Annotated in this window: 14 protein-coding genes; 10 read left to right on the top strand and 4 right to left on the bottom strand. The window is 51.8% G+C overall.

Features of this window, described 5'->3' with window-relative positions; all coding sequences use genetic code 11:
- The first annotated feature begins 143 nt into the window (after nt 1–143).
- On the top strand, nt 144–644 hold the full coding sequence (locus tag CAG64_RS00805) for a GNAT family N-acetyltransferase (protein WP_161488703.1): 501 nt from the start codon (nt 144–146) through the stop codon (nt 642–644).
- Nucleotides 645–773: 129 nt separating this feature from the next.
- Here CAG64_RS00805 and CAG64_RS00800 read toward each other — a convergent pair whose 3' ends face one another.
- Nucleotides 774–2,249, bottom strand: a complete 1,476-nt coding sequence (locus CAG64_RS00800; RefSeq protein ID WP_161453349.1) for a Na+/H+ antiporter NhaC family protein — start codon at nt 2,247–2,249, stop codon at nt 774–776.
- A gap of 18 nt (nt 2,250–2,267) precedes the next feature.
- A complete protein-coding gene (locus tag CAG64_RS00795) occupies nt 2,268–3,611 on the bottom strand; it encodes a glutamine synthetase family protein (RefSeq protein ID WP_021703924.1) in 1,344 nt (447 codons plus the stop codon).
- A 339-nt stretch (nt 3,612–3,950) separates the two neighbouring features.
- Here CAG64_RS00795 and CAG64_RS00790 point away from each other — a divergent pair, with 339 nt between their 5' ends.
- From CAG64_RS00790 to CAG64_RS00750, 9 genes are all read left to right on the top strand, one after another.
- Entirely contained in the window at nt 3,951–4,697 is a 747-nt protein-coding gene (locus CAG64_RS00790) for a gamma-glutamyl-gamma-aminobutyrate hydrolase family protein (protein WP_021703925.1), read from the top strand.
- A gap of 17 nt (nt 4,698–4,714) precedes the next feature.
- Nucleotides 4,715–5,269, top strand: coding sequence for an HTH-type transcriptional regulator PuuR (gene puuR, locus CAG64_RS00785; protein ID WP_021703926.1), 555 nt, complete (start codon nt 4,715–4,717; stop codon nt 5,267–5,269).
- Nucleotides 5,270–5,297: 28 nt separating this feature from the next.
- The gene (locus tag CAG64_RS00780; protein ID WP_021703927.1) at nt 5,298–6,782 is read left to right on the top strand and encodes an aldehyde dehydrogenase; all 1,485 of its coding nucleotides are present in this window, start codon (nt 5,298–5,300) and stop codon (nt 6,780–6,782) included.
- A 31-nt stretch (nt 6,783–6,813) separates the two neighbouring features.
- Nucleotides 6,814–8,091 carry an NAD(P)/FAD-dependent oxidoreductase gene (locus CAG64_RS00775; protein ID WP_161453543.1) on the top strand — a complete coding sequence of 426 codons (1,278 nt, stop codon included), beginning with the start codon at nt 6,814–6,816 and terminating at the stop codon, nt 8,089–8,091.
- 37 nt (nt 8,092–8,128) lie between these two features.
- The gene (gene aguB / locus CAG64_RS00770) at nt 8,129–8,995 is read left to right on the top strand and encodes an N-carbamoylputrescine amidase (RefSeq protein ID WP_161453542.1); all 867 of its coding nucleotides are present in this window, start codon (nt 8,129–8,131) and stop codon (nt 8,993–8,995) included.
- A gap of 11 nt (nt 8,996–9,006) precedes the next feature.
- Nucleotides 9,007–10,089, top strand: a complete 1,083-nt coding sequence (aguA, locus tag CAG64_RS00765) for an agmatine deiminase (protein ID WP_161453541.1) — start codon at nt 9,007–9,009, stop codon at nt 10,087–10,089.
- A gap of 84 nt (nt 10,090–10,173) precedes the next feature.
- Nucleotides 10,174–11,601: an NAD-dependent succinate-semialdehyde dehydrogenase gene (locus tag CAG64_RS00760; RefSeq protein WP_021703931.1), complete on the top strand. Its 1,428-nt coding sequence runs from the start codon at nt 10,174–10,176 to the stop codon at nt 11,599–11,601.
- 15 nt (nt 11,602–11,616) lie between these two features.
- A complete protein-coding gene (gene gabT, locus CAG64_RS00755; RefSeq protein ID WP_161488247.1) occupies nt 11,617–12,891 on the top strand; it encodes a 4-aminobutyrate--2-oxoglutarate transaminase in 1,275 nt (424 codons plus the stop codon).
- Nucleotides 12,892–13,065: 174 nt separating this feature from the next.
- On the top strand, nt 13,066–14,739 hold the full coding sequence (locus CAG64_RS00750) for a mechanosensitive ion channel domain-containing protein (RefSeq protein WP_161488246.1): 1,674 nt from the start codon (nt 13,066–13,068) through the stop codon (nt 14,737–14,739).
- 46 nt (nt 14,740–14,785) lie between these two features.
- Here the strand turns inward: CAG64_RS00750 and CAG64_RS00745 are convergent, their stop codons facing one another.
- Both CAG64_RS00745 and CAG64_RS00740 read right to left on the bottom strand, forming a co-directional pair.
- A complete protein-coding gene (locus CAG64_RS00745; protein ID WP_337247429.1) occupies nt 14,786–15,184 on the bottom strand; it encodes a glyoxalase superfamily protein in 399 nt (132 codons plus the stop codon).
- A 72-nt stretch (nt 15,185–15,256) separates the two neighbouring features.
- A complete protein-coding gene (locus CAG64_RS00740; RefSeq protein ID WP_021703935.1) occupies nt 15,257–15,562 on the bottom strand; it encodes a ribbon-helix-helix domain-containing protein in 306 nt (101 codons plus the stop codon).
- Nucleotides 15,563–15,586 lie beyond the last annotated feature (24 nt).

Genomic DNA, 15,586 nt, shown 5'->3' with positions numbered 1-15,586 from the left:
TCGCCATTACGGCGTGCCGTTGTCGTTTGGTTAAATGTACCCCAATGCCTGCTTTTTGAACATCTCTGCTGTTTATTAACAAAGGTTAATGATTCTGAACTCATCGATACGTAAATTTAGTTTCCCCATATAAGGAGAAATTAATGATCCATTGGAAAGTCAAAAAATTTCAAGATTTGACCGCTGATGAGCTTTACACGCTGTTGAGGCTGAGATGTGAAATTTTCATCGTTGAATTCAATACTCCATACAATGACTTAGACGGCAAAGACACCCATCCTGAAACCTTACATGTGATGGGGTATGATTCTGAAAAACTGGTCGCTTACAGTCGCATTATGCCTGAGCGCTTGGGTTACCCCGCCGAAGTGATGGATCAAATAAAGTCCGAGGACAACGATGTTTCGATTGGCAGGGTGGTGGTAGACAAACAATATCGCGGCCAAAAACTGGGGAATGTGTTGATGGATGTGAGTTTTGAAACCACCCGTGAACTCTACCCAGACAAATCAATTTTTATTTCCGCGCAAGCACACCTGAAAGACTACTACGGCCGGTTGGGGTTTGATGTCATCACTGACCGTTATCAGGAAGATGGATGCACCATGCTCGGACTTCGTTTTGAGGTCAATACGCAGGCCTAGCGAGCACTTGAGTGATTGGCGGGGGAGGGTTAACACCTGCATTTCCGAGAGGTGGGTCATCGCGCAATAAAAAAGGCGGCTGGGAAAGCCGCCAAAACCACAGAGTGAAAGGGTTAAGGGTTGGAAAACTCAGGCGACAACCAGGAAGAAGATGGCGGTCGCGACGATACCGATCAGCGCGTATGGGAACTGCGTGATCGCGTGTTGCATGGACGTACAGCCGGAACCTTGAGCCGACAGGACAGTGGAGTCACTGAAGAAGCATGAATGACTGCCAGCCGCCGACGCTGACAACAGCGCAGCAACGGTAAGATGCAGTGGCACGCCAAGTTGTTCGCCCAGAGGCAACACGATTGGCATGGCGACCGCAAACACGCCCCAGGAAGAGGCGGTAGAGAACACCAGTCCACCGGTGATCAGGAAGATGATGGCCGGGAAGTATTGCGCTGACAAATGTGGGCTGACGGTTTCGATCACAAACTGGGTCACCCCGAGAGAGTCATTGACACTTTTTAGCATAAAGCCGCCAATCACGGTCGCCAACGGCAGCAACATCACTTTAATACCGTCGTAAATGGCTTCAAACATGTCGTTCATCGACACCAGTTTCTGCAGGCCGTAGAAGCAGATAGTAAAGATGATTGCGGTGAAAACGCCTGCCAGCAGGTCAATACCGAAGTACCAGCTCGCGCCCACCAGAACCACCATTGGTAACAAGAAGTTCACCAGTCCCATGGTCGGATTCGAGTGTGCTTTGACTTCAGAACCAAAGTCAATGTCGGTGGCGCCATCCGGGCGAACCTGCCCTCCACGGGCGCGTTGTTCTGCACGCTTCATCGCCCCCAGATCTGGAATCTTTTCCAAGGCGACCAACAGGACAATCACCAGCGTGATCCAGCCGTAGGCCATATACGGGATCGCCTCGATGTAAGCGGTGATGCCTTTACCTGGTTCCGCGACGTCGTTGGCTTCCAGCAGGGAGCTGAAGAAAATCGCCCAGGTCGAAATTGGTACGATGATACAGATTGGAGCGGCGGTGGAGTCCACCAGATACGCCAGCTTCTCACGCGAAATTTTATAGCCATCAGTGACTTTCTTCATCGAGGAGGAGATGGCGATCGCGTTGAGGTAGTCATCGATAAAAATCACGATACCTAGAACGAACGTCATTACCATGGATTGTTTACGGCTTTTCACTTTAGTGACCAGAAGGTCGGAAAAACTCAGAATGCTGCCGCCTTTTTCCAAAATGGCAATCAGGCCGCCCATTAAGCCACACACCAGAATGATCCAGGCAATGGTTTCATTCATCATGACGTCCATCGAAATGGTCACGATTTGCTCAACGGCTTCGGCCGGGTTTAGCAGCAGCACGCCAGCTATGGTGCCACTGAACAAAGCTTCGACAGTACGGTGAGTGGTGAGTGCAAAGACCAGCACCAGGGCTGTTGGTAGCAGGCTAATCCAGCCGTAGGCTTCGCCATCAGTGTGGTTCAGGCCGAGGGTCGTGAACAGTACAAAGGTTGCAACCACCAACAGGCTGACGAGTAGATGCGAGGTGTTAAACTTAAGCGGCGTATCCAGCGCCTTGGTTTGCGTAGTCATAAAGCTGAGTTCCTTTCGTTAAGCCGAGTGCAACATCCAGTCGATTTCCAAAGGGGTGATCACCCGTTCAAAGTCGGCCAGTTCGCTGTTTTTGCATGCAAGATAGAGATCAATAAACGCGGAGGACAAATACTGAGTCAGTTCACTCTGAGCCAGTTGATCCAGAGCATCGGACATCCTTACCGGTAGCTCTGGAGCGTCATCGCTGAGCGGTGGAGGGCACTGCTCCGGTGTATATTTGTCGCTTGCCAGCACGGCAGACAGTACCACGGCTGCCAGAATGTAAGGGTTGACGTCTGCCCCCGCAATTCGGTGTTCAATCCGGCGGTTTTTGGCGTCGCTGACGGGCACCCGTAATGCCACACCTCGGTGGTTCTCGCCCCAGTCGGCGCGAGTTGGCACGTAGGCTCCGGGTACAAAGCGTCGGTATGAATTGACGTTGGGGCAGATGAGCGCCATTGCGCCGGCAGACTGGGCCAGCATGGCGGCGAGAGTTTGGTAGAACAGCGGACTGGCGGTGCCATCTGATGCGCTGAAATGATTGTTGCCGGCGGAATCGGTCAGGCTGAGATGAATGTGCATTCCATTGCCGGCTTCTTCATTAAAGGGTTTGGCCATAAAGGTGGCGTCAAACCCGTGCTTGTGTGCCATCTGGCGGATCAGGCGCTTCGCGAGAATGATTTCATCACAGGCGCGCAGCACGTCACCAGAGTGGTTAAAGTTGATTTCGAATTGACCCGGTGCCGATTCTGAAAGTGCGCCAGCGGTGTTCAGCCCTTGTGCATCGGCAGCGGCGTTCAAATCCCGCAAAAAGTCGGCATAGTCGTCCAGGCCATCAATGTCATACACTTCGGTGTCTTTTTCTCGCGTGTGCTTAGTTGGATTGATGGCAGTTTGCAGCTGCCCGTGCTCGCCGCGCTGTTTATCTATCAGATAAAACTCCAGCTCAAGCGCCACACAAGGGTACATATCGCGCTGCTGTAACTGACTGAGCATCTTCTCGACGATGTTACGGATAAACAGCGGGTTGGGTTGCTCGCCTGAGTCATCCATCATGGTCAACAACAGTTGGCCAGTGTGGGGTTTGGCGGTGGGTAACAGTGAACCCGCAATAGGCATACATAAATTATCCGGCTCGCCCAGATCTTCACCCAGTCCGGCAGATTCGACAACATTGCCTTTGGTATCCAGCGTAATTGTCGACACAGGAAGTGCGACGCCTTTCGCCAGTTTTTCCAGAGCCTCTACCGGAATGCGTTTGCCACGTGGTGTGGCATTAATGTCAGTGAATATCAGATCCACAAACTCAATGTCTGGCCAGGTTTGTCTAAAATTTTTAACTTCCTGTAAAAATGATTCCATGATTTCCGCTCCTGGTTTCGCTCGTGCGCCAACCGAAATTGAATGTTAACAAAAACACTACACTTCTAACCTTTTAAAATGAGAATTTATTTTAAATTGCTTATAAAACAAATGGATAAACTGTTATTTGTGTGTTTTGTTTCTTGATTTTCATTTCGTGTGTTAACTATTTTTTAACAGTTGATTTTATTTTGCTCAATATTTCGAGCGGTTTTTATGCTTTTTTTGACCAAAAAGGAGGTGCCTGTCACGCTTTTACGCATCATTTACGCTCTATCGTTGAAAATTTTGTACGTGACTTGTAGGTTTTTTGTTAAATAAATCGAACGTGGTGGAAAGATGTCTGACAAAAGAAAGCCAATCATCGGTCTGGTGAGTTGCAGTAAGGAACTGGCCGGTTATCAAATTCAGGCACTGAATGCCTTCTATCTGGACGCGGTCACCGATTTTGGTGGGATTCCGGTTATTTTGCCATCCGCTATCGCCGGTGACGATCTTGACGCTGCACTGGCACTGTGTGACGGACTGTTGTTTCCGGGTAGCCATTCGAACGTCGCACCACACCGCTATCAGGCCCAGCACCAAGAAAGCAAAACCGATGAAGCGCGTGATGAGCTGTCACTGCACCTGTTGCGTCTGGCAATAGACAAAAACATTCCTTGTCTGGGAATTTGCCGTGGTTTTCAGGAAATGAACGTCGCACTGGGTGGAAGCCTCAATCCGGCGGTTCATGAATCCGGATACGCCGATCATCGTGAGCGCCAGACCAGTGATTTTGCCGAGAAATACGCGCCGGCGCATGCAGTCCTGGTTCAGAAAGACAGCTTGTTTGAACAGTGGCTGGTGGACAATCGCTGGGAAAATGTCAGTTATTTTGAAGTGAATACTTTGCACAACCAGGGGGTCGATGCACTGGCTCCTGGTTTGCGCGTGGAAGCCAAAGCGCCTGACGGTCTGGTGGAAGCCTTCAGTTTACCGGAACACAAATTCTTTGTTGGCGTGCAGTGGCACCCAGAATGGCAAGCGAAAAGTAATCATTTCTCACAGATTTTATTCAAAGAATTTATCATGTCAGCTTCTCACTAAAAGTAGGAGTTGCATGAATGGACAATCAACTGGTTGGTAAAAATATTGTTCAACTACGTAAATCACATGGATTGTCACAGCGCGAGCTGGCCGAAAAAGCCGGGATTACACACAGTGCCATTTCGTCGATTGAAAATGGCAAAGTCAGCCCTTCGGTCAGTTCGCTGCAAAAAATAGTGAACGTGTTTTCACTGTCTCTGTCGGAGTTTTTCACTTTTGAGCAACACAATAAAGAAGCCAAAGTGGTACTGAAAGCAGAAGAGTTAATAGAGATGGGCAGTGAATCTGTCTCGATGAAGCTGGTAAGCAACGGAACCAAGGATCAGGTTATTGGTTTTCTGATTGAAGAGTATCAGCCTCACAGTACGACAGGTGCTGCAGAAATCAAACATGAGGGAGAAGAAGTCGGTACCGTACTAGAGGGTGAAATCACGCTTGAGTATAACGGTCAGATCTATCTTCTCACGCAAGGGGAGTCGTACGTCATTGACACGACGGTTCCGCATAAATTTACTAATCATACCGACAAGGCTTGCAGGATGATCAGCGCACATACGCCAACGACATTCTAGCTTCCTTGGCGGTGACCAAGGAGAGCGTATGAAATCGCAGGAGCAATGGATTGAACTGAGAGATCAACTGACAATCGAAAATCGGGCCTTCATCAATGGAGAATACTGCGCGGCGCTGAGCCAGCAGACACTGGCAGTGGTCAACCCTGCCACGGATGAAACACTGACGGAGATTGCCCGTTGTCAGGAAGAAGACGTAAATCTTGCGGTGACATACGCTCGTCAAGCCTTTCATGCTGGACTCTGGAGCCAGTGTGCCCCAGCGGAGCGTAAAGCCACACTGTACCGCTTTGCGGATCTGATTGATCAACACGTCGATGAGCTGGCGTTACTGGAAACGCTGGATACGGGAAAACCGATTGCTCATAGTGTTAGCACCGACATTCCCGGTGCCGCCAAATCTTTGCGTTGGTATGCAGAAGCCATCGACAAAGTGTACGGCGAAGTGGCGCCGACCGAAAAAGATGTTCACGCTTATATTTCTCATCAACCCATCGGGGTGGTAGCGGCCGTGGTTCCGTGGAACTTCCCGTTGTGGATTGCCTGCTGGAAGCTAGGGCCAGCGCTGGCGGCTGGTAACAGCGTGATCCTCAAACCATCAGAAAAATCGTCTTTAACCGCCATCTTTCTGGGCAAATTGGCCAAGCAGGCGGGGCTACCAGACGGTGTTTTCCAGGTGATCACAGGCTACGGACATGAAGCGGGTGAGGTGCTGGCGCGTCATACCGATGTCGACTGCATTGCGTTTACCGGTTCAACTCGTGTCGCTGGCCATCTTATGGTCTGCTCCGGTGAAACGAACCTCAAACGTGTGTGGGCCGAAGCCGGGGGGAAGAACGCCAACATCGTGTTCGAGGACTACGCTGACTTAGACAATGCGGCGGCGGAAACCGCAGCCGGATGCTTCTATAACCAGGGGGAAGTCTGTGTTGCTGCGACGCGTTTGCTGGTTCATGAAAGCATTAAAGACATGTTCATTGATAAAGTGATCACGGCCGCGCAGCGCTTTGCGCCTAAAGATCCACTTGATCCTACTTCCAGCATGGGCGCGCTGATCGATCAGGAACACAAAGCCAAAGTCCTCAGTTATGTCGAATTGGGCAAGCAAGCCGGAGCAGTCCAGCGCTGTGGCGGTGATACCGGACAGCGAGGTGCGTTTGTGGCACCGGTGATCCTGGATAACGTCGATAATCAGATGCAGGTCGCGCAAGAAGAAATTTTCGGCCCGGTACTGTGTGTGATTACCTTCAAAACTGAGCAGGAAGCGATTGCTATCGCCAATGACTCTCAATATGGGCTGGGTGCGGCGCTGTGGAGCGACAGCATCAATCGCGTTCACCGTGTGGCCAAGCAACTGCAAGCAGGCTCTGTCTGGGTCAACAACTACAACGAAGGCGATATGACCGTGCCTTTTGGTGGCTTCAAAATGAGCGGTAACGGCCGTGATAAATCACTGCACGCCATAGAGAAGTTTACCGAAACCAAAACCACCTGGATTCGTCTCCAACCTTAAGCCTGACGCCGATTAAACAAGGAAGACCACAATGAATAAACATACAGATTCATATTATGCTCATTCGATTGAGAATGTAAGTGAGTACCCACAACTGCGTGATGATATCGAGTGTGACGTGTGTATCGTTGGCGCTGGCTTTTCAGGGCTGTCCTCGGCGCTGCACTTGGCTGAGAAAGGCTTTAATGTCGTGGTGCTGGAAAGCGCAAAAGTCGGCTTTGGTGCCACAGGTCGTAATGGAGGCCAGATCGTCAACAGTTACAGCCGGGATGTGGATGTGATTGAAAGCCGCTACGAGCCTTCTCAGGCCAAAGCACTGTGCGACATGATATTTGAAGGCGGCGACATAATCCGCGGCTTGATTGATAAGTATGACATTGACTGCGACCTCAAACATGGCGGGCTATTTACCGCATTGAACCATAAGCAGCTCAAAGGGTTGGAAGAGCATAAAAAACACTGGGAGCGTTACGGCAATCATCAGTTGAGCATGCTGGACGCGTCGGAGCTGGAAGAGAAAGTCGGTACGCAGGCTTACGTGGGGGGCTTACTGGACATGCGTGGCGGTCATATTCACCCATTGAAACTGGCGCTGGGCGAAGCCGCTGCCGTGACGGCTCTGGGCGGTAAGATCTTCGAACAATCGGGTGTGACCTCGATAGAGAAAGGCCTCAACCCTGTGGCTCGGACAGAGCAAGGGAGCGTGAAATGCAAATATCTGGTGCTGGCAGGCAATGCGTACTTGGGCGGCCTGGCCCCGAATATCAGTAACAAAGCAATTCCATGTGGAACGCAAGTGGTGACCACAGAGCCGTTGTCCGACGCACAATTGAAAGACATTTTGCCCAGTGATTACTGTGTCGAAGACTGCAATTATCTTCTTGATTACTTCCGTCTCACCGCGGACAAACGCCTGTTGTTCGGCGGCGGTGTGGTATACGGTGCTCGCGATCCAAACAACGTCGAGGCTTTGATCCGCCCTAAACTGGAAAAAGTGTTCCCTCAGCTTAAGGGCATCGGGGTTGACTACGCCTGGACCGGCAACTTCTTGCTGACTTACTCCCGTATGCCGCAATTCGGTTCATTTGCAGACAATATTTACTACCTGCAAGGCTACAGTGGTCACGGTGTGACCTGTACTCACCTGGCAGGGAAGTTGTTGGCGGAAGCGTTGACAGGGCATGCAGAGCGTTTTGATGCATTTGCATCGCTGAAACATTACGCCTTCCCGGGCGGTCGTCATTTCCAAATCCCATTTACTGCCATCGGCGCGGCTTACTACAACTTGCGCGATAAGCTGGCGATCTAATCGGTTATTGAAACAAATACAGAGAAAGGAAAATCTCATGAGTCATGTCGTCAAATTTGCAGCCCTTCAGCTGACCAAAAGCTGGGATCTGGACAATAACCTTGCTAAAGCGAAGGCCGCCATCCGCGACGCGGCGGCCAATGGTGCCAATGTTATCGTGCCTCAGGAACTGTTCGCGGCACCCTATTTTTGTAAAAAGCAGGAAGCCAAATATTTTGAACTGGCGGAAGAGACGGAAAACTGCCGTCTTATCCAGGAGATGAGCGCTTTGGCGAAGGAGCTGGGCGTGGTGATTCCGGTTAGCTACTTTGAAAATGCCGGCAACACATTTTTTAACTCCCTGGTGATGATCGACGCAGACGGCCGTGTGCTGGAGAACTACCGCAAGTCACACATTCCGGATGGACCGGGTTACAGTGAAAAATACTACTTCAGCCCGGGCGATACCGGATTCAAAGTGTGGCAGACCCGCTTTGGTAAATTTGGTGTGGGCATCTGTTGGGACCAGTGGTTCCCAGAGCTGGCACGCAGTCTGGCGCTGAATGGCGCCGAAGCGATTTTTTACCCCACCGCCATTGGCAGTGAGCCTCAGGATCCAACGCTCGATTCACGTGATCACTGGCAACGAACCATGCAGGGGCATTCGGCGGCCAATCTGGTGCCAGTGATTGCGGCTAACCGAACGGGCGTTGAGGTCGATGACGGTATCGAAACGACGTTCTATGGCTCTTCGTTTATTACCGACCACACCGGCGCCAAGTTGGCAGAAGCGCCACGTAATGAAGAGGCAATCATCTATGCGGAAATTGACCTGCAGGCCACGGCCAAAGCGCGCCATGCGTGGGGATTGTTCCGTGACCGTCGACCGGATTTGTATACCAGTGTGGGCAAGCTGGCTGTGTAGTGGGGTGAGGTATGCAACTGACGACCACTCCTAAAGAAGATGGTTTCCGCTTTCCAGCCGAGTTTGACCTGGTCTGCCAGGTTTGGCTGGCCTGGCCGGAACGTACGGACAACTGGCGTGATGAGGCCAGACCCGCGCAGCAGACGTTTGCCCGCGTGGCGAACGCGATCGCAGAAGTGACGCGAGTTTATGTCGCGGTAAGTGCACGTCAGTTTGATCGCGCACGTCACTTATTGCATCCGTCAGTGCGTTTGGTGGAAATGCCGTATAACGATGCCTGGATGCGTGATATTGGTCCGACTGTTCTGGTGAATGGTCGCGGTGCACGTCGCGGTATCAGTTGGCAATTTAATGCCTGGGGCGGTGAATTTAATGGCCTGTATGACAACTGGCAGTTTGATGACCAGGTGGCGGCGAACGTGTGCGATATTGTCGGGATTGACTATTATCAGGCTCCGTTCGTGCTGGAAGGTGGGTCGATTCACACCGACGGCCAAGGCACATTATACACCACCGAAGAGTGCCTGCTTAGTCCGGGACGCAATCCGGATTTGAGCAAACCAGAGCTGGAATCACAGCTTGAAACCTATCTGGGCATTGAAAAAGTTATCTGGTTGCCACAGGGACTGTACAACGATGAAACGGACGGGCATGTGGATAATCTGATGCACGTGATTGCTCCGGGCAAAGTGGTACTCAGCTGGACCGACGATCCCTCCGATCCTCAATTTGAACTGTCGCGGGAAGCCGAACGCGTACTGAGCAGCGAACGCGACGCAAAGGGGAGGCAAATCGAGATCATCAAACTGCCGATCCCCGGGCCTCTCTACTACAGTGATGTGGAGGCGGGAGGCATTGATAACAGCGACGGTATGAACCGCAGCGCCGGTGAACGTCTCAGCGCGTCTTACGCCAATTTCCTAATGGTGAATGGGCATGTGTTTCTGCCTTTGCTGGACGAAGCGACAGATGCCGATGCGATGGCCATTTTGCAGCGTGCACTTCCGGATTATCAGATCATCGGTATCCCGACCCGGGAAGTGTTACTCGGCGGTGGCAACATACACTGTATCACCCAACAAATACCAGCCTGATGTACGCCGTTCGATCAGGCATCAATTCATCGGCTCTCTTGCATCGCGGGACAATCAAAGAGAGCGAGGTAAAAAGGAACTACCATGCAGCAGATTCACAATCAAAGCTTACTTTCGTTTCTGGTCAATAGCGACAACTCCTCGGTCGAGGTGACCAACCCGGCAACGGGTGAATCGATCGGTTATGCGCCCGTCTCATCGGATTCGGCGATCATTAATGGTATCGAGCGGGCACATCGCGCGCAAAAATCCTGGGCGAAACAGTCGGCTAAACAGCGTGCGGCCATTTTACAACGCTGGTACCAGTTGATCGTCGAGAATAAATCCGATCTGGCCAGGCTGATGACGCTGGAGCAGGGGAAGCCACTGGCAGAGGCGCAGGGTGAAGTACTGTATGGCGCGAGTTTTATCGAATGGTTTGCTGAGGAAGCCAAGCGCACTTACGGTGATGCGATTCCGGCGCCATCCGCCGACAAGCGTATTGTCACCATCAAGCAGCCCATTGGTGTGGCGTGTGCGATCACCCCGTGGAACTTTCCGATTGCGATGATCACTCGCAAGGCTGGTCCGGCGCTGGCGGCGGGCTGCACCTTTATGGTTAAGCCGTCCGAATCAACGCCACTGTCAGCGTTTGCTGTCGCTGAGCTGGCCTATCAGGCCGGGGTACCACGCGATGTGCTGCAAGTGGTGCTGGGCGAAAGTTCACGTCAGGTGGGAGCCATTTTTACTTCTCATCCGTTGATCCGTAAGTTGTCGTTCACCGGTTCGACTCAGGTCGGGCGTGTTCTGATGGAGCAAAGCGCCAAAGACATCAAACGCACGTCGATGGAACTGGGTGGGAATGCTCCGTTTATTGTTTTCGATGATGCGGATTTGGATGCTGCGGTGAAAGGCGCCATCGCGTCGAAATTTCGCAACGCCGGTCAGACATGTGTGTGCGCCAACCGTTTCTACGTACACAGCAAGGTTTACGACGAGTTTGTTGCCAAGTTTGATGCGGCGGTTCAACAACTCAAGATCGGGAATGGCCTGGAAACGGGAGTGAACATCGGCCCGGTGATCAGCGAATCGGCCAAACAGGGCATTCAGGCGTTACTGAACCGCGCCATTGAACAAGGCGCCGAACCCGTGACCGCGCCACAGGCGCTCGACGGGCTGTTCATGCAGCCGGTGGTACTGAAAAACGTGACGCATGACATGGAGATTGTTCAGGAAGAGATCTTTGGTCCGATTGCTCCGGTGATGCGATTTGACAGCGACGAGGCACTGATTGAAATGGCCAACGACACCATCTACGGCCTGGCCTCTTATTTCTACAGTCAGAACATTCACCGGGTTTGGCAGATTGCCGAAGCGCTTGAATACGGCATGGTCGGCATTAACGAAGGCATCATCTCGACCGAGGTCGCCCCGTTTGGCGGTGTGAAACAGTCCGGCATAGGCCGTGAAGGCGCCAAGCAAGGGATTGATGAATATATGGACGTGAAATACCTCTGCTTTGGCGGAAATTAATCAAGGAACCGAATCATGACAAATCAACAATGGCACCAAAGAAGAAACAACGTGATTGCTCAGGGGATGGGCGCGCTGTATCCGCTGTACGTCGAGCGAGCGGAAAACGCCTACGTGTGGGACATTGAAGGTAATCAGTACATTGATTTCGCGGCAGGGATCGCAGTGACCAACACCGGCCATAGCCACCAACGCATAACTGAAGCGGTGAAAGCGCAAATTGATCATTTCTCGCACACCTGTGCGATGGTCACGCCGTATGCCTCGTTTGTTGAACTGGCGGAAAAACTGACCGTTCTGGCCCCCGGAGACAGTGACAAAAAAGCGATCTTTCTGACAACCGGTGCTGAAGCGGTGGAAAATGCGGTGAAAATCGCTCGCGCGCATACCGGACGCAGCGGCGTAATTGCGTTCAAAGGTGGTTTTCATGGCCGGACCAATATGACCATGGGGTTGACCGGAAAAGTCACACCTTACAAAGCGGGTTTTGGTCCGTTCCCGAACGAGATTTACCACGCACCTTATCCGAACGTCTTGCATGGTATTAGTGTGGAAGACAGCCTGCAGGCGATCGAAGATCTGTTTGCCTGTGATATCGAACCTGGGCGTGTGGCGGCGATGATTTTTGAGCCGGTGCAGGGTGAAGGCGGCTTTTATCAGGCGCCAGCGGCGTTTGCTCAGGCGCTCCGGGCACTGTGTGATAAGCATGGGATTGTGCTGATTGCCGATGAGATTCAGACCGGTTTTGCCCGAACGGGGAAAATGTTTGCGACCGAGTACCTCGGCATTGAACCGGACTTAATGACCATGGCAAAAGGCATCGCGGGCGGCTTCCCGATTTCAGCAGTGGTGGGGAAAGCCCATGTTATGGACTCAGCGGCGCCTGGCGGTCTGGGGGGGACCTATGCGGGCTCTGCTCTGGGGTGCGTGGCGGGGTTGGAAGTATTGAACATCATTGCTGAAGAAGATCTGTGCAATAAAGCCGTCGGGATTGGTGAGGTGGTCAATGTCCGCCTTACGGCATTACAGGCATCGGTTCCGGCGATTGCCGACGTGCGCACGCTGGGCGCCATGATGGCGATTGAGTTCAGCGACCCCCAGACCGGCCAGCCGTTACCGGAAGTGACCAAAGCGGTGATCGCTCAAGCGCAGGAAAATGGTCTGATTCTGCTGTCGTGCGGGGTGAAAGGAAACGTGATCCGTCTGCTGCCCCCTCTGACGATTGAACCGGAAGTCTTGAGCGAAGGTCTCGATCGACTGGAAAACGTCCTCCTCCAGGTCGCCAAGTAATCGGAGTGTTCTTGGCTTTTCGCCCCGCGCTGTGTCGCGGGGCTTTTTTATGTAAACGGACACCCCGCTGACAATACGGCACAGAAAGACGTCTCATCTTGATATAAAATACAGAATACATTGAGACAGTTATGCGCCATCATTCCGACGGCCGTTGTACGATACGAGGTAAATATGACGACATTGTCTTGTCTGCGGCCAGGCCGCTCCCTGCTGGGTGGATGGTGGTTAGCGCTGCTACTGAGCCTGGTTGTTATCAGCAGCGCGTGGGCGACGGAAGAGCCCCTGCCCTCCAAAGCGCAAGTGGCGATTGAAGCGGTCAACACAGAAATTATTGCCCTGACTGATAGCCTCAGAACGGCCAGCGGCGATGAGAAAGACGCGATTCAGTTGCAGCTATTCCAGAAAAATGAAGAGTTGCGAGAGCGACTGGCTGATGCGATCAATAAGCAAGCTTTCGATAAAACTGAGTTGATTGCACAGGTCCGGCTACAGCAGAAATACGGCAACGATGCGACCGCGTATCTGGAAGCGAAAATTAAGTCGCTCAATGAATCACTCAACAGCGCTAAAGATGAAGAGAAACTGTCACTGCTCAATAACTACCGCGAGTTACAGCATTATCTGGATGTGGTGTATGAAGCCAACTGGCAAAACCTCAACTGGCTAAAAAAACTGGATGAGCAGGATGAGGCGGCTGAAGCGGCGCTGAAAGATCTGGTGAACAAGCGTTTACGGGTTCTGTCGGCGTCGGTTGAATATTTCAATCAACAGTTGGACGTGGTTGCCACGCAGCTCAGCTCCAGTCCTGAGTCAGAAAAGGCGTCATTGCAACTCAATCAACTGGTACTGAAACAGCGTCTCGACATTGCCACTGACAGTCTGCGTTCGCTGTTGAATATTGGCGACAATATCGGGTTGGAAACCTCGGAATATAAACGGATGATTTTTGAGGTGACGGGCAGTGTGACTCACGATCTGCTCGACTGGAACGTGGCCATGTCGATCGTTAGTCATTGGTCAAACAGTGCCTGGGACTGGCTCATCGTGAATGCGCCTCAGCATCTGTTTCAACTGTTTGTGTTCGTGCTGATTCTGCTTATCTCCGGAGCGCTGGCAAAAGTCACCCGTAAAGTCGTCAAGAAAACGGTCGGTTCACGTAACCTGAAGTTCTCGCAGTTAATGCAGGACTTTTTTATCTCGATGTCGGGTAAAGCGGTCTGGTTTATCGGTTTTATGGTCGGCCTGTCACAATTAGGCCTGAATTTGACGCCGGTGCTGACCGGTTTTGGTATCGCGGGTGTGATCATCGGTTTCGCATTGCAGGATACGCTGTCCAACTTTGCGGCGGGGATGATGCTGTTGATCTACCGCCCGTTTGATGTGGAAGATTTTGTCTACGCTGGTGGTGTGGAGGGGAAAGTGAGCCACATGAGCCTGGTGAACACCACCATTCGAACCTTTGATAATCAGATCATTATCCTGCCCAACAGTAAAATCTGGGGCGATGTGATTAAGAATGTGACGCATGAACGAGTGCGCCGGGTGGATATGGTGTTTGGCATCGGTTACGCCGATGATTTACTGAAAGCGGAACGGGTGCTAAAAGAGATTGTTACTGAGCATCCGGCTGTGCTGAAAGCGCCAGAGCCCAACATTCGTGTGCATACACTCAATACCTCGTCGGTGGATTTTATTGTCCGCCCATGGGTGAAAACGGACGATTACTGGGATGTGTACTGGGATGTTACCAGAGAAGTGAAGCTGCGTTTTGATCGCGAAGGTATCTCGATTCCGTTTCCACAGCAGGATGTGCATCTGCACATGGTCGACAAAGGCGACGCATAATCAATCAAGGCACTCCGTTGAGTGCCTTGTTGTTATCGCATGCCGCCTACAGGTAGCGTCCCTGACGCTGAAGAAACTCGATTTTGTAGCCGTCAGGGTCGGTGACGAAGAAAAACGTCGCCAGATGTTTCTGATGGTGGTCAAGCGCTTTGATGTCGGTGGTTTCCACACCTTGTGCCGTGATGTTCTGGTGCGCTTGCTCGATGTCTTCCACGCTGACCGCCAGGTGACCGTAGCCACTGCCATGAGTGTATGCGTCACGCTGATCGTGATTGTAGGTCAGTTCCAGTTCAAAGCCGCTTTCTTCATTGGCCAGATAGGCCAGCGTAAAGCCGTCAAACTGATACTGGTTTTGTACAGTCAAGCCAAGAACGTTACGGTAAAACTCAATGGATTTTTCCAGGTCGCTGACCCGGATCATGCTGTGAATTAATTTTGTCATGATTGCTCCTACTGCTGAGCAAACCAGACTAACGCCACGTGAAGCAAAAAGGGTAGTACCTGAGTACGACAAGCATTACAGGCTGTCGCACAGTTCGGCCTGAGCTGTCTTTATGGTTTGGCTGGGCTGGCGCAGATAGATCAGACAGGCACAGCGTAGCATAGAAGCAAAATTGGTGACGTCACCGTTCAATGCCAGCGCTTCCTGGTGAATGCGGCTGAGAAATTTAGGCATGCTCATCGCTTGGTGGGCGGCAATTTCTTCCAGTATGGTCCAGAAACTGGCTTCCAGCTTGACGCTGGTGACATGCCCGTCAATACGGATTGAACGAGTGATATACTGATAGGTTTCAGCGGGCTGATTGGCAAAAATCTGGCACATGGTCAAACAAGTTTGAATGAGGGA

It is taken from the genome of Vibrio sp. V38_P2S17PM301, from assembly GCF_009904845.1.
Taxonomy (GTDB): Bacteria; Pseudomonadota; Gammaproteobacteria; order Enterobacterales; family Vibrionaceae; genus Vibrio; species Vibrio proteolyticus.
The sequence above is the reverse complement of the archived record's forward strand: the minus strand, read 5'-3'. Positions and strand labels throughout refer to the sequence as shown.

Coding starts and splice junctions, on each gene's coding strand:
- CAG64_RS00805 (WP_161488703.1), top strand. CDS start 144: ATGATCCATTGGAAAGTCAAAAAATTTCAAGATTTGACCGCTGATGAG.
- gabT (WP_161488247.1), top strand. CDS start 11,617: ATGACAAATCAACAATGGCACCAAAGAAGAAACAACGTGATTGCTCAG.
- CAG64_RS00750 (WP_161488246.1), top strand. CDS start 13,066: ATGACGACATTGTCTTGTCTGCGGCCAGGCCGCTCCCTGCTGGGTGGA.
- CAG64_RS00740 (WP_021703935.1), bottom strand. CDS start 15,562: ATGTGCCAGATTTTTGCCAATCAGCCCGCTGAAACCTATCAGTATATC.
- CAG64_RS00800 (WP_161453349.1), bottom strand. CDS start 2,249: ATGACTACGCAAACCAAGGCGCTGGATACGCCGCTTAAGTTTAACACC.
- CAG64_RS00795 (WP_021703924.1), bottom strand. CDS start 3,611: ATGGAATCATTTTTACAGGAAGTTAAAAATTTTAGACAAACCTGGCCA.
- aguB (WP_161453542.1), top strand. CDS start 8,129: ATGAGTCATGTCGTCAAATTTGCAGCCCTTCAGCTGACCAAAAGCTGG.
- aguA (WP_161453541.1), top strand. CDS start 9,007: ATGCAACTGACGACCACTCCTAAAGAAGATGGTTTCCGCTTTCCAGCC.
- CAG64_RS00775 (WP_161453543.1), top strand. CDS start 6,814: ATGAATAAACATACAGATTCATATTATGCTCATTCGATTGAGAATGTA.
- CAG64_RS00760 (WP_021703931.1), top strand. CDS start 10,174: ATGCAGCAGATTCACAATCAAAGCTTACTTTCGTTTCTGGTCAATAGC.
- puuR (WP_021703926.1), top strand. CDS start 4,715: ATGGACAATCAACTGGTTGGTAAAAATATTGTTCAACTACGTAAATCA.
- CAG64_RS00780 (WP_021703927.1), top strand. CDS start 5,298: ATGAAATCGCAGGAGCAATGGATTGAACTGAGAGATCAACTGACAATC.
- CAG64_RS00790 (WP_021703925.1), top strand. CDS start 3,951: ATGTCTGACAAAAGAAAGCCAATCATCGGTCTGGTGAGTTGCAGTAAG.